At 62.4% G+C, this 12,279-nt stretch carries 13 protein-coding genes; 9 read left to right on the top strand and 4 right to left on the bottom strand.

Features of this window, described 5'->3' with window-relative positions:
• Positions 1-23: 23 nt before the first annotated feature.
• Both KI237_RS24450 and KI237_RS24445 read right to left on the bottom strand, forming a co-directional pair.
• Positions 24-437: a DUF4398 domain-containing protein gene (locus tag KI237_RS24450; protein ID WP_003198164.1), complete on the bottom strand. Its 414-nt coding sequence runs from the start codon at positions 435-437 to the stop codon at positions 24-26.
• 369 nt (positions 438-806) lie between these two features.
• Positions 807-1,151 carry a pilin assembly protein gene (locus KI237_RS24445; protein ID WP_212797410.1) on the bottom strand — a complete coding sequence of 115 codons (345 nt, stop codon included), beginning with the start codon at positions 1,149-1,151 and terminating at the stop codon, positions 807-809.
• A gap of 179 nt (positions 1,152-1,330) precedes the next feature.
• Here KI237_RS24445 and ppc point away from each other — a divergent pair, with 179 nt between their 5' ends.
• The 7 genes from ppc (at position 1,331) to KI237_RS24410 (ending at position 8,770) form a co-directional block, all read left to right on the top strand.
• Positions 1,331-3,961 carry a phosphoenolpyruvate carboxylase gene (gene ppc / locus KI237_RS24440; RefSeq protein ID WP_212797409.1) on the top strand — a complete coding sequence of 877 codons (2,631 nt, stop codon included), beginning with the start codon at positions 1,331-1,333 and terminating at the stop codon, positions 3,959-3,961.
• A 291-nt stretch (positions 3,962-4,252) separates the two neighbouring features.
• Positions 4,253-4,900, top strand: coding sequence for an adenylate kinase (gene adk / locus KI237_RS24435; protein WP_212797408.1), 648 nt, complete (start codon positions 4,253-4,255; stop codon positions 4,898-4,900).
• Between the two features lie 93 nt (positions 4,901-4,993).
• Entirely contained in the window at positions 4,994-5,671 is a 678-nt protein-coding gene (tsaB, locus tag KI237_RS24430) for a tRNA (adenosine(37)-N6)-threonylcarbamoyltransferase complex dimerization subunit type 1 TsaB (RefSeq protein ID WP_212797407.1), read from the top strand.
• 362 nt (positions 5,672-6,033) lie between these two features.
• Positions 6,034-6,342 carry a hypothetical protein gene (locus KI237_RS24425; protein ID WP_212797406.1) on the top strand — a complete coding sequence of 103 codons (309 nt, stop codon included), beginning with the start codon at positions 6,034-6,036 and terminating at the stop codon, positions 6,340-6,342.
• A complete protein-coding gene (locus KI237_RS24420; protein ID WP_212797405.1) occupies positions 6,342-7,202 on the top strand; it encodes a DUF72 domain-containing protein in 861 nt (286 codons plus the stop codon). The genes KI237_RS24425 and KI237_RS24420 overlap by 1 nt, the downstream gene beginning before the upstream one ends.
• A 31-nt stretch (positions 7,203-7,233) precedes the next feature.
• Entirely contained in the window at positions 7,234-8,055 is an 822-nt protein-coding gene (locus KI237_RS24415) for an isocitrate lyase/PEP mutase family protein (protein WP_212797404.1), read from the top strand.
• A 16-nt stretch (positions 8,056-8,071) separates the two neighbouring features.
• Positions 8,072-8,770: an extensin-like domain-containing protein gene (locus KI237_RS24410; protein WP_212797403.1), complete on the top strand. Its 699-nt coding sequence runs from the start codon at positions 8,072-8,074 to the stop codon at positions 8,768-8,770.
• 6 nt (positions 8,771-8,776) lie between these two features.
• Here the strand turns inward: KI237_RS24410 and KI237_RS24405 are convergent, their stop codons facing one another.
• Positions 8,777-9,397: an energy transducer TonB gene (locus KI237_RS24405; protein WP_212797402.1), complete on the bottom strand. Its 621-nt coding sequence runs from the start codon at positions 9,395-9,397 to the stop codon at positions 8,777-8,779.
• 108 nt (positions 9,398-9,505) lie between these two features.
• Here KI237_RS24405 and KI237_RS24400 point away from each other — a divergent pair, with 108 nt between their 5' ends.
• Positions 9,506-10,288, top strand: coding sequence for a class I SAM-dependent methyltransferase (locus tag KI237_RS24400; protein ID WP_212797401.1), 783 nt, complete (start codon positions 9,506-9,508; stop codon positions 10,286-10,288).
• A 159-nt stretch (positions 10,289-10,447) separates the two neighbouring features.
• On the opposite strand, the gene KI237_RS24395 is transcribed toward KI237_RS24400, so the two are convergent.
• Positions 10,448-11,083: a TetR/AcrR family transcriptional regulator gene (locus KI237_RS24395; RefSeq protein ID WP_212797400.1), complete on the bottom strand. Its 636-nt coding sequence runs from the start codon at positions 11,081-11,083 to the stop codon at positions 10,448-10,450.
• A gap of 94 nt (positions 11,084-11,177) precedes the next feature.
• Between KI237_RS24395 and KI237_RS24390 the strand changes: the two genes are divergently transcribed.
• Positions 11,178-12,278, top strand: coding sequence for an efflux RND transporter periplasmic adaptor subunit (locus KI237_RS24390; RefSeq protein WP_212797399.1), 1,101 nt, complete (start codon positions 11,178-11,180; stop codon positions 12,276-12,278).
• The last annotated feature ends 1 nt before the right edge of the window (position 12,279 follow it).

Below are 12,279 nucleotides of genomic sequence, written 5' to 3'. Positions count from 1 at the left end.
AAGTACGTCGTGGCGTGAACGGCTCACTGAACCTTGTTCATGCCTTCCTGACGCAGTTCTTGAACCCCTTTCTGAGAATCCTTGAGTGCTTGTTCGGCCTTGGCGGCCTGAGCCTTGCGCTCGGCGACGCGGGCGTCCCACTCGGCCTGTTCGGCCAGACGCTTGGCTTCGTCGTATTTCTTGTCGTGCATGGCGATCTCGGCCTGCTTGAGCTTGTCCTGGGCCGATTTCATTTCCACGGCGGCGAATTCGGTACCGCCAGCGCTGACGGCGCTGTTGACCGCCGATTGGGTCACCGCGTACTGCTCCGAAGGTGGATTGCCGGCACAACCGGCCAGGATGAAGCTGCTACCGATAGCCAGGGCAGCCAACTTAAGACCGCGAAGGCCAGTGGATGAGGGTTTGGCAGTGCAGGTATTCATAGGCTTCAACTCCATTGGAAAACTCCTGAAAAAACTACAAATCCATGCTGGGACCGAAGCGGTTACGTCTGGTTTGGCGCTGGCGCCAAGGCGTGTTTATTTAAACAACCGTTCCAGTATGGTTACTCGGTGTGACCCGAGGCGTTTTTCAAAAGTTCAGCGCAGATGGCCATTCGCCAAAAGAATTACTGACTGATCGGTCAACGACAGAAAAGCTGAACTTTCCACGCCCGCAGCGGTATTCCCGGTGTAGAGGAGGGGGCGATTTTTGGGCCGGCGCGTGTGTAGGAGCTGCCGAAGGCTGCGATCTTTTGATCTTTCGCTTGGGACTCAAGTGTCAGGGAAAGATCGCAGCCTCGCTTCGCTCGTCAGCTCCTACGGGAGTCAGTGTTTGGGTTTGTCGTTCTGCGAGGAAAGTTCGTGCAGATGCCGGCGGGACAAAGCGAGGAATCGCGGGGTTGGACCCACGTCTTCGTACAGCGGGTCGCCTTCTTCATCGGTGGCGACCACTTGCGAGCCCTTGATGTAGGGGAAGCTTGCTTCCAGCTCTTCCAGTGCTGCCCCGATCAGCTCGCCGAGCAGCTCCTCGGGTTGGCGCTTGGGGTACATGTCGCAGATCGCCGCCAGCCGTGCGGCGGCTTCCACGTCCAGATGAATCGTGTAGCCGGTCTGGGTCAGGCGGCCCTTGGCGTTTTCTTCCCAATGCTGGGCAAGTTCACGGATTTTCATGATGACCTCAATCAGCCTGCTCGTGGCAGGCGCGGTGAGTGACAAGCCGTTGTGTGGCTTACCATGAGACTAGCTTTGTTGTGCAAGGTTTAAAGTCCCTTCGTCGCTTGTCAGAAACGGTGGGCATCGGCACTCTCTCATCCAAGAGCTGTCCGGACTTTTTTGCTGGAGAAATGCTGATGACCGATATCGATGCACGCTTGCGCGAAGACGTTCACCTGCTCGGTGAGCTATTGGGCAACACCATCCGCGAACAATACGGGGACACGTTTCTCGACAAGATCGAGCAGATCCGCAAGGGCGCCAAGGCTGACCGCCGCGGTTCCGTGGACGCCGAGCTCAGCGCCAGCCTTGATCAGTTGAGCGAGGACGAACTGCTGCCGGTGGCGCGGGCGTTCAACCAGTTTCTCAACCTGGCCAACATCGCCGAGCAATACCAACTTATCCACCGCCGCGAAGAATCGCAGCCGCAACCCTTCGAGGCGCGGGTGTTGCCCGAGCTGCTCGCCCGGTTGCGGGCCGAAGGCCATGGCGCCGAGGCCCTGGCCCGGCAATTGGGACGGTTGGAGATCGAACTGGTCCTCACGGCCCACCCCACGGAAGTGGCTCGCCGTACGCTGATCCAGAAATACGACGCCATCGCCGCGCAACTGGCGGCCCAGGATCACCGCGACCTGACCGGCGCCGAACGCGCACAGATTCACGAGCGTCTGCAACGGTTGATCGCCGAAGCGTGGCACACCGAAGAAATCCGCCGCACCCGGCCGACCCCGGTGGACGAGGCCAAGTGGGGTTTCGCGGTGATCGAGCATTCGTTGTGGCAGGCCATTCCCAATTACCTGCGCAAGGCCGACCAGGCCCTGCATGCCGCCACCGGGCTGCACCTGCCGCTGGAGGCCGCGCCGATCCGTTTTGCCTCGTGGATGGGCGGCGACCGCGACGGCAACCCGAATGTCACCGCCGCCGTGACCCGCGAGGTGCTGTTGCTGGCGCGCTGGATGGCGGCGGACCTGTACCTGCGTGACGTCGATCAACTGGCAGCCGAGCTGTCGATGCAACACGCCAGCGAGGCCTTGCGTGCCCAGGCCGGTGACAGCGCCGAACCTTATCGCGCGGTGCTCAAGCAATTGCGTGAACGCCTGCGCGCCACTCGCAACTGGGCCCACGCCTCCTTGAGTGCCGCCACGCCGCCAAGCGCCGACGTGTTACAGCACAACCGCGAGCTGCTGGACCCTCTGGAGCTGTGCTACCACTCGTTGCACGAATGCGGCATGGGTGTGATTGCCGACGGGCCGCTGCTCGATTGCCTGCGCCGGGCGGTGACCTTCGGCCTGTTCCTGGTGCGCCTCGATGTGCGCCAGGACTCGACGCGCCATACCGCTGCCATGACGGAAATCACCGACTACCTGGGCCTTGGCCGCTATGAGGATTGGAACGAGGAGCAGCGCATCAGCTTCTTGCTGGCGGAACTGAGCAACCGGCGTCCGCTGCTGCCGGCCCATTTCAAGCCATCGGCCGATACGGCGGAGGTGTTGGCGACGTGCCGGGAAGTGGCTGCGGCGCCAGCGGCGTCCCTGGGTTCCTACGTGATCTCCATGGCCGGTGCGGCTTCCGATGTGCTCGCGGTGCAGCTGTTGTTGAAGGACGCCGGCGTATTGCGGCCAATGCGCGTGGTGCCGCTGTTCGAGACCCTGGCCGACCTGGACAACGCCGGGCCGGTGATCGAGCGGCTGTTGCTGCTGCCCGGATATCGCTCGCGGCTGCAAGGCCCTCAGGAAGTGATGATCGGCTATTCCGATTCAGCCAAGGACGCCGGGACCACAGCGGCGGCCTGGGCGCAGTATCGGGCCCAGGAACGGCTGGTGGACATCTGTCGCGAACAGCAAGTCGAGCTGCTGTTGTTCCACGGTCGCGGCGGCACCGTGGGCCGTGGTGGTGGTCCGGCGCACGCGGCGATCCTGTCCCAGCCACCGGGTTCGGTGGCCGGGCGTTTCCGCACCACTGAGCAAGGCGAAATGATTCGTTTCAAATTCGGCCTGCCGGACATCGCCGAACAGAACCTCAATCTTTATCTCGCGGCGGTGCTTGAAGCGACGCTGCTGCCACCGCCGCCGCCCACGCCGCAGTGGCGGGACCTGATGGACGAACTGGCGGCCGATGGCGTCCGTGCCTACCGGGCCGTGGTGCGGGAAAATCCGCAGTTTGTCGAGTACTTCCGCCAGTCCACCCCCGAGCAGGAACTGGGGCGCCTGCCCCTGGGCAGCCGTCCGGCCAAGCGTCGGGCCGGTGGCATCGAAAGCCTGCGGGCGATCCCGTGGATCTTCGGCTGGACCCAGACCCGCCTGATGCTGCCAGCCTGGCTCGGCTGGGAAACCGCACTGAGCAAGGCCCTGGAGCGCGGCGAAGGTGAGTTGTTGGGGCAGATGCGCGAGCAATGGCCGTTCTTCCGGACCCGCATCGACATGCTGGAGATGGTACTGGCCAAGGCCGACGCCGATATTGCCCGCTCCTATGACGAGCGCTTGGTGGAACCTGGGCTGCTGCCTTTGGGTGCGCATTTACGCGACCTATTGTCGCAGGCCTGCTCGGTGGTCCTGGGGTTGACCGGTCAGTCGCAGCTACTGGCACATAGCCCTGCCACGTTGGAATTCATTCGCCTGCGCAACACGTACCTCGACCCGCTGCATCTGTTGCAGGCCGAACTGTTGGCGCGCTCGCGGCAGCAGGATGCAGCCCAGGGCAGCCCCGTGGAACAAGCGTTGCTGGTGTCTGTGGCGGGGATTGCCGCCGGTTTGCGCAATACCGGCTAAGGTTAGGCAGCGCACCGAAACGGCTCGCCCGGCGTTCCCGGGCGTTGTCCGCCGGGGGAGGAAACAGGTTGGCCAGGCGACAGTTTGTTGCCCGGTTGCGACGCTCGCCACCCCCTCCGAAGGTCGTATCGGGCGCGGGTTCCTCCGACTTTCGGCGGCTTGTGTGGGTCGGGCCTGCTGTGTATCTTGATCAGCCTTTGGCCGTTTGGGCGGTCACGATCCTGTTTTTCGAAGATTGGCCCCACGAGGCGAATCCGAGCGTTTTACATAAAAAAATTGAGGAGCACATCGATGCGCGTCATTCTGCTGGGAGCTCCCGGGGCCGGTAAAGGTACTCAGGCAAAGTTCATCACCGAAAAATTCGGTATCCCGCAAATTTCCACGGGCGACATGCTGCGTGCCGCGGTCAAGGCGGGCACCGAGCTGGGCGTCAAGGCCAAGAGCATCATGGATGCCGGCGGCCTGGTATCGGATGACCTGATCATCGCCCTGGTCAAGGATCGTATCGCTCAAGCCGATTGCGCCAACGGCTTCCTGTTCGACGGGTTCCCGCGCACCATTCCCCAGGCCGAAGCCTTGGTGACGGCCGGTGTGGAGCTCGATCACGTGGTCGAAATCGCGGTCGACGACGAAGAGATTGTCCAGCGCATTGCGGGTCGTCGCGTCCACGAGCCGTCCGGCCGTGTCTACCACACCGTCTACAACCCGCCGAAGCTCGCGGGCAAGGACGACGTCACCGGTGAAGAACTGGTGCAGCGCAAGGACGACACCGAAGAAACCGTGCGTCATCGCCTGTCGGTCTACCATTCCCAGACCAAGCCGTTGGTGGCGTTCTATCAGAACCTGTCGGCTGCCCATGGCAAGCCGAAGTACAGTCACATCCCGGGCGTTGGCTCGGTCGATGCGATTACCGGCAAGGTGCTCGAAGCGCTGAGCTGAAAAGTCTGATCAGTTGCATCAACTACGGCCCGCTTGCGGGCCGTAGTTGTTTATACTGGCGCACTTTTTTCCACCTGATTTACGGACACATCGATGAGCACCTTGCTGGCCCTGGACACCGCGACTGAAGCTTGCTCCGTTGCCTTGCTGCATGACGGCAAGGTCACGAGCCATTACGAGGTGATCCCGCGCTTGCACGCGCAGAAACTGTTACCGATGATCCAGAAGCTGCTGAGCGATGCCGGAACGACCCTGCAGGCCGTGGACGCGATTGCCTTCGGTCGCGGGCCGGGCGCTTTTACCGGCGTGCGCATCGCCATCGGCGTGGTGCAGGGGTTGGCGTTTGCCCTGGAGCGACCGGTGTTGCCGGTGTCGAACCTGGCGGTGCTGGCCCAGCGCGCCTTGCGCGAACAAGGCGCCCGCCAAGTCGCGGCGGCCATCGATGCGCGCATGGACGAGGTGTACTGGGGCTGCTATCGCGAAACCGACGGCGAAATGCGCCTAGTCGGTGGTGAAGCGGTATTGCCGCCTGAAGCGGCGACGTTGCCAAGCGGGGCCGAGGGTGACTGGTTCGGTGCCGGTACCGGTTGGGGCTACGGCGAGCGCATCGCCGTCAACCTTGGCGGCCAGGACGCCACCTTGCTGCCTCACGCCGAAGACCTGCTGGCCCTGGCGCGCTTCGCCTGGGAACGCGGTGAAGCCATCCCGGCTGACGATGCGCAACCGGTTTACTTGCGAGACAAGGTCGCAACGCCCAAGGCCGAGCGGTAAAAATCTCACCCTGTTCTCAAGTGAGCACACCTGTGACGAGGGGATTTGTGGGAGCAAAAGCTTGCTCGCGATGCCGGCGACTAGGTCCCCGGGAGGCCCGCGTCATCTTCTTCGCGGGCAAGCCTTGCTCCCACAAAGGCGTTACCCACACAAAGCCCTTTAACCGGCCAACCCAGCACATAAATCATTCCCCGCCAAAAAGTCATTTCCTTTCCAAAAAGTCACACCTGGCATTGCCAGTCGTCACTTTTTCAGCCCGTTTTTAAACCTTTTCGACTTTATGTGTTCTAGTTATCACTTGCGCATTTGCGCGGCTGCGAAAGTGCCGCTAAATTGCCATCATTGATACCGAGCATTCTGTTATGCGTATAGACGGCGTTTCATCCCAGTCCTACCCCATCAAGCGTCGGCCTCGTGCGGGTAAAGTCACTGAGCCGGAAAACTTCGATGACATCGACGGCGAACTGGAGTTTCCGTCCGAGGAGCAGCTGGCCGCCCGTGCCGCCAAAGCTTCCGCGCAACGCCTGAGCAATCTTCCCGCCCGTCAGCAAGACATGATTTATCACCGCGCGATGAGCCGCAGTGTCGCCACGGCCCTGGCGAGCTACCTGAGCACCGCCGGTTTCGTCGATTGGGATATGGAAGTGCTGGGACTCGATCTCTACATCTGATGGTCTTGCCTTACTACCTGGGCTGTCCGTCCTGGAGCGAAAACGCCTGGCGTGATTATCTCTATCCCCAGGACGCGAAAAGTACCGACTTTCTGAATCTCTATTCCCAAGTGTTCAATGCCGTGGAAGGCAATACGACCTTCTACGCCAGCCCGTCTGCGACCACGGTCCAGCGCTGGGCCGAAATCCTGCCCGCGCACTTTCGCTTCACCGCCAAGTTTCCCGGTGACATCAGCCACAATGGCGACTTGCGCGAGCGCCTGACGGCCACTGAAACCTTCCTGCAATTGCTCAGCCCCTTGGGTGAGCGTGTCTCGCCGTACTGGCTGCAACTGTCCAAGGCCTTTACCCCGAATCGGTTGCCGGAACTGGCGGGGTTCATCGACGCCTTGCAGCGCCCCTTGGCCGTGGAGGTGCGTCACGATGAATTCTTTGCCAAGGGCGACGCTGAGCGACGCCTCAATCGCCTGTTGCTCGATCGTGGTGTCGAACGCATCTGTCTCGATTCCCGGGCCTTGTTCAGTTGTACCTCGCCTGATCCTGCGGTGCTTCACGCGCAATCGAAAAAGCCCCGGGTGCCGCCCCGGCCTGCGGCGTTCACCCAATGTCCGCAAGTGCGCTTCATCGGCCATCCGCTGTTGGAAGCCAATGAACCGTTCCTGACGCCGTGGGTGGAGAAAATCGCCGGATGGATCGAAGAAGGGCGCACGCCCTATATCTTCCTGCACACCGCCGACAACCTGCTGGCGGCCAAACTCGCGCAACGCTTCCACGCGCGCCTGATGAGTCGTTTGCCTGGCTTGTCGGCCCTGCCTGAGCTATATAGAGAGCCCGCCGCCGAGCAACTGGGTTTGCTCTGAGGCCGAACCTCTCTGCTCAGGAGCGAACTACATGGATGCGCAAATTCGTCGAGCCCAGGTGTTCAAGGCGTTGCACGAACGTGAAGGGGCTTTTGTCATTCCCAACCCGTGGGATGCAGGTTCCGCCAAGATGCTGGCCAGCCTCGGTTTTGAAGCCCTGGCGACCACCAGCGCCGGCCATGCCTTTTCCCTGGGCCGGCCCGATGGCGCGCTGGGCCTGGAGGACACGCTGGCCAATGTGCGGGCGATTGTGGCGGCCACCGACCTGCCCGTGGCGGTAGATCTGGAGAACGGTTTTGCCGATGCCCCCGACGATTGCGCGCGTAATCTGCTCCGTGCGGCGCAGGCCGGTGCGGTGGGGGGCTCGATCGAAGATGCCACGGGGCGCGAAGACAGCCCGATCTATTGCTTCGACCATGCCGTGGCACGGGTCAAGGCCGCCGCCGACGCGGTGCGCAGCTTGCCGTATCGCTTCCTGCTGACGGCCCGGGCGGAGAACTTCCTGCACGGTAATCCGGACCTGGACGACACCATTCGCCGCTTGAAGGCTTTCGCAGACGCGGGGGCCGACGTGTTGTACGCCCCGGGGCTGAGCAGCGCCGAGCAAGTGCTTGCGGTAGTGCGGGCCGTGGCGCCGAAACCGGTCAACGTGCTGATGTCCGGGGCGCTGGACCTGACCGTCGCGCAGTTGAGCGAGTTGGGCGTCAAGCGTATCAGCGTCGGATCGGCGTTGGCTTTGGCCGCGTATGGCGAGTTTTTCCGCGCCGCCGAAGAAATCCAGCAGGAGGGCACGTTCACCTTCACTCGTCGCTCGATGCCGTTCAAGCAGGCCAACCAATTATTCAAGGGTTGAGGCCCGAGGCAACGTCGTGCGGTTTTTGAAAATTCTTGCTGTCGTGGCGCTGCTCGTTGGCGTTGCAGTGCTGGGGGTATGGCGCGGCTGGGTGGCAGTGCCGCCCCAATGGAATCCCTGGGCGCCCCTGGACGTCAATCTCGCGCCCAACCTGCTGACCCGCTTCAAGCTCATGGCCCTGCGCAATGACCCGCAGTTGTGCGACCAGGCCCTCGCCACCTCGGGGCTGCGCACCGCCCGCCAGGCGGACAGCGGCGCCAGTTCGACGTGCCCGCTGACCAATGTGCTGAGGGTGCAGGGTGGTGAGGTGGCGCTGAGCAGCAGTTTCCTCGCCAGTTGCCCGCTGGCCGTGGCCTTCGCGCTGTTCGAGCGTCATGCGTTGCAGCCGGCGGCAGCGGCGGTCTATGGGCAGAAAGTGACGCGGGTCGATCACCTCGGCAGTTTCGCTTGTCGCAACATGTACGGTCGTGAAAACGGCTCGCGTAGCCAGCACGCCACTGCCAGTGCGCTGGACATCGCCGGGTTTCGCCTGGCCGATGGGCGCACGGTCAGCGTGCTCAAGGACTGGCCCAAGGACAATGCCGATGCGCGCTTTCTACGTCAGGCCCGCGACGGCGCCTGCGATATGTTCAGTGTGGTCTTGAGCCCGGATTACAACGCGGCGCACCGCAACCATTTTCATCTGGATGTGGGGCCATGGTGGATCTGTCGCTGATTGGGATCAGGCGGCGATGCGCAGGTTCTGCAGCACGATCGGACGTGCCCAGCGGGTGTCGAAGTCCAGTTGTTTCTGCTGCGCCACCAATTCCTCTTCCGGGAAGGGCGGGAAGGGTTTGTCCAGCAGGTCGAGTTCGAACTCGGCGATCGGCAGGTGCAGTGGGCGCGGTTGCGGTGCAGGGCCGGGCTCCGGCAGCGGTTGGCCGGCGGTGAGGACGAGTGGGCGAACCCAGTTGCTTTCGAAGGTCTGCTGTTTTTGCTGGGCGGCGATTTCTTCCGCTGGGAAAGGTGGGAACGGTTTGTCCAGCAGATCGAGTTCGAATTCGGCGATGGGCAGGAACAGCGGCTCAGGTGGCTTGACCGGTGTTTCGGTCACTTCGCAGGTGCGCTGGCTGACGATGTGCTCCAGCAATTCGGCGCCAAGGGTCGGCTCAACAGCCTCATCGAGGGGCACTGGCTGGTAGCTGCCAGGTGCCGGTGCGTTATCACCCAGTTGATCGGCCAGGGCCCGGGCAAAAAAATCCTGCCACAGGTGACTGACGCCGCTCAGCGCTTGGGTGTTACGCAGGCTGTAATCGCCGTAAGGGGAGATAACGCCTATCGATGTGGATTGAATGTCTGACATTTTTCTCGGTCGACGCTCAGCTCTGGCAAAATGCCGTTCACCGTTGTTATCGGCCGTTTTTGCCGATCCTTAATTTTTTGAGCATGTTTCCATGAATGAACAACTTCCATGAGTGAGCAACCTGCGGCCTGCCGCATCCATGTCGAGGCCCTGGCCCCGGCCTTCCAACCGCAGGCCGAGCATTGGGCCGAACGGCTTGGCCTGCCATTGCAAGTGGACGATGGCGAGTTTGCCTTGCAGGTCGGCGAGCAGGGCTTGCAGTTGCAGCAACTGGGCCCGGACGCGCCGGGGCCTGTGCGCGTGGACTTCGTCGAGGGCGGTGCGGCCCATCGGCGCTTGTATGGCGGTGGCAGCGGCCAGATGATCGCCAAGGCGGTCGGCATTGCCCAAGGTGTGCGTCCACGGGTACTGGATGCCACGGCCGGGTTGGGCAAGGATGCGTTTGTGCTGGCCAGCCTGGGCTGCGAAATGAGCCTGATCGAGCGTCAACCGCTGATTGGGGCCCTGCTGGAGGATGGCCTGGCCCGTGCGGCGGAGGACTTCGACGTGGCGCCGATCGTGGCGCGCATGCGGTTGCTCAAGGGCAATTCCATCGAGGTGATGCGCAACTGGGAAGGCGAGCCGCCCCAGGTGATCTACCTGGACCCGATGTTTCCCCATCGGGAGAAAACCGCCCTGGTGAAGAAGGAAATGCGCCTGTTCCGTCCCCTGGTGGGCGATGACCCGGACGCCCCGGCGCTGCTCGCTGCGGCCCTGGCCCTGGCGACTCACCGGGTGGTGGTCAAGCGCCCCCGCAAGGCCCCGTGCATCGAAGGGCCGAAGCCGAGCCATGGGCTCGATGGCAAATCCAGCCGCTACGACATCTACCCCAAGAAAGCGCTCAAGGCCTGATCTGTGGGAAAAGGTGTTCTGGGGGAGGAGAATGATCTGTGGGAGCAAAGCTTGCTCGCGATGAACGATTACGCGGTCTTCTGAGAGATCGCGCCGCCGCCATCGCGAGCAAGCTTTGCTCCCACAGGTCCACCTCAGTCAGAAAAAACTGTGGCTGACCTACGGCCGATAAGCCCGCATGAACAACCCCACCACTTCCTGCACATGAGCCTCGGCGGCTTCCGGTTCCAGGGCCGGGCCGCAGCCAGACAACAGCCGGAAATTCGCCGCGCCCTTGATCAGGCAGAAGAAATGCTCGGCGGCATTGCGCGGTTTATCGATGCTCAGGGCACCGATCTGATTGACCTTGATCAGCAGCCGTTCCATGCCTGAGAGCATCCGCTGTGGGCCTGCTTCGTAGAAAATCGTCGACAGCTTCGGGTCCTGGCTGCCCAGGGCCATGATCAGCCGATGCAGGTTCAACGATTCCTTGCTGCTGACGAGCTGGTGAAAACCACGGGCGATGTTCAGCAGCACGTGTTCGATCGGAACGCCGTCCGGCCATTCGAAAAACAGCGGCGGCACCTGTTCTTCGCACTTGGCGATCACAGCAGCGGAAAACAGCGTCTCCTTGTCGTTGAAGTGGCTGTAGACCGTCAGCTTCGAGACCCCAGCCTCGGTAGCGACGGCGTCCATGCTGGTACTGGCGTAACCCATACTCAGGAACAAGCGCTTCGCCGCGTCGAGAATGGCCTGGCGCTTGGCCAGGTCCTTGGGACGGCCGGGGCCGGAGGGGATTGGAGGATTGTTCGACATTTGTTCGCTTTAATACTGGACTGGTGAGTTTGCTATTAATAACATACTCGCCAGTATAATTATTCCAAGCACCATTAGCGAAAGGTCACTCGCCATGTTCCGCTATGCCCTGCCCCTCGCCGTGCCAGTTACCCTGGCTTTTTTACTGTCTGCGTGCGGTCATGACGAGCCGGTCCCGGTCGCCGTACGCCCCGCCATGGTGGTCAAACCACAACCTTCAGCCCAGGCGATGGACAGTTATCCCGGTGAAGTGCGAGCACGGTTCGAGCCCGAACTGGCCTTTCGCATTGGCGGCAAGGTGAGCCGTCGACTGGTCGATGAGGGCCAGCGGGTCAAGGCCAATCAGCCGCTGGCCGAACTCGATCCCGAAGATGTGCGCCTGCAATTGGAAGCCTCCCGTGCCCAGGTCGCCGCCGCCGAGGCCAACCTGAGCCTGGTACGCGCCGAGCGTGATCGCTACAAAACCTTGATGGAACGGCAGATGGTCAGCCGTTCTCAATACGACAATGCCGAAAACCTTTATCGCTCCGGCACCGCGCGGCTCAAGCAGATCAAGGCCGAGTTCGATGTCGCCAACAACCAGGCCAGCTATTCGGTGTTGCGTGCGCCCCAGGATGGCGTGGTCGCTCGGCGTTCGGTGGAAGTCGGGCAGGTGGTGTCGGCCGGGCAAACCGTCTTTACCCTGGCCACCGACGGCGAGCGTGAAGTGCTGATCAGCCTGCCGGAGCAGGGTTTTGGGCGGTTCAAGATCGGCCAGCCGGTTTCGGTCGAACTGTGGAGCCAGCCCGACCAGCGTTTCAGCGGACGCATTCGCGAACTGTCGCCAGCCGCCGACCCCAAGTCTCGCACCTTCGCCGCCCGCGTGGCCTTCACCGCCGGCAGTGTTCCGGTCGAGCTGGGCCAGAGCGCCCGGGTGTTTATCCAGACCGCCGACAAGGTGCCGCTGTCGGTGCCCTTGTCGGCCCTCACGGCTGAAAACGGCGCGACGTACGTCTGGGTGGTCAACGCCAACAACACGCTGAAGAAAGTCCCGGTGCGGGTCGGTGCCTTCGGCGAAAAGACCGTTCCAGTGCTTGAAGGCCTCAGCCCCGATGACTGGGTGGTGGCGGCCGGCGTGCACGTGCTCCTCGACGGCCAGCAGGTGCGGCCGGTGGATCGCTCCAACCGCGTGGTCAACCTGACGGCCAAGGAGTAAT

This window comes from Pseudomonas sp. St316 (assembly GCF_018325905.1).
Lineage (GTDB): Bacteria > Pseudomonadota > Gammaproteobacteria > Pseudomonadales > Pseudomonadaceae > Aquipseudomonas.
The sequence above is the reverse complement of the archived record's forward strand: the minus strand, read 5'-3'. Positions and strand labels throughout refer to the sequence as shown.

What these genes read in the sequence shown, in the direction of transcription:
- KI237_RS24450 (WP_003198164.1), bottom strand. Translation starts at nt 437, where the DNA reads ATGGAGTTGAAGCCTATGAATACCTGCACTGCCAAACCCTCATCCACT.
- KI237_RS24445 (WP_212797410.1), bottom strand. Translation starts at nt 1,151, where the DNA reads ATGAAAATCCGTGAACTTGCCCAGCATTGGGAAGAAAACGCCAAGGGC.
- ppc (WP_212797409.1), top strand. Translation starts at nt 1,331, where the DNA reads ATGACCGATATCGATGCACGCTTGCGCGAAGACGTTCACCTGCTCGGT.
- adk (WP_212797408.1), top strand. Translation starts at nt 4,253, where the DNA reads ATGCGCGTCATTCTGCTGGGAGCTCCCGGGGCCGGTAAAGGTACTCAG.
- tsaB (WP_212797407.1), top strand. Translation starts at nt 4,994, where the DNA reads ATGAGCACCTTGCTGGCCCTGGACACCGCGACTGAAGCTTGCTCCGTT.
- KI237_RS24425 (WP_212797406.1), top strand. Translation starts at nt 6,034, where the DNA reads ATGCGTATAGACGGCGTTTCATCCCAGTCCTACCCCATCAAGCGTCGG.
- KI237_RS24420 (WP_212797405.1), top strand. Translation starts at nt 6,342, where the DNA reads ATGGTCTTGCCTTACTACCTGGGCTGTCCGTCCTGGAGCGAAAACGCC.
- KI237_RS24415 (WP_212797404.1), top strand. Translation starts at nt 7,234, where the DNA reads ATGGATGCGCAAATTCGTCGAGCCCAGGTGTTCAAGGCGTTGCACGAA.
- KI237_RS24405 (WP_212797402.1), bottom strand. Translation starts at nt 9,397, where the DNA reads ATGTCAGACATTCAATCCACATCGATAGGCGTTATCTCCCCTTACGGC.
- KI237_RS24400 (WP_212797401.1), top strand. Translation starts at nt 9,506, where the DNA reads ATGAGTGAGCAACCTGCGGCCTGCCGCATCCATGTCGAGGCCCTGGCC.
- KI237_RS24395 (WP_212797400.1), bottom strand. Translation starts at nt 11,083, where the DNA reads ATGTCGAACAATCCTCCAATCCCCTCCGGCCCCGGCCGTCCCAAGGAC.
- KI237_RS24390 (WP_212797399.1), top strand. Translation starts at nt 11,178, where the DNA reads ATGTTCCGCTATGCCCTGCCCCTCGCCGTGCCAGTTACCCTGGCTTTT.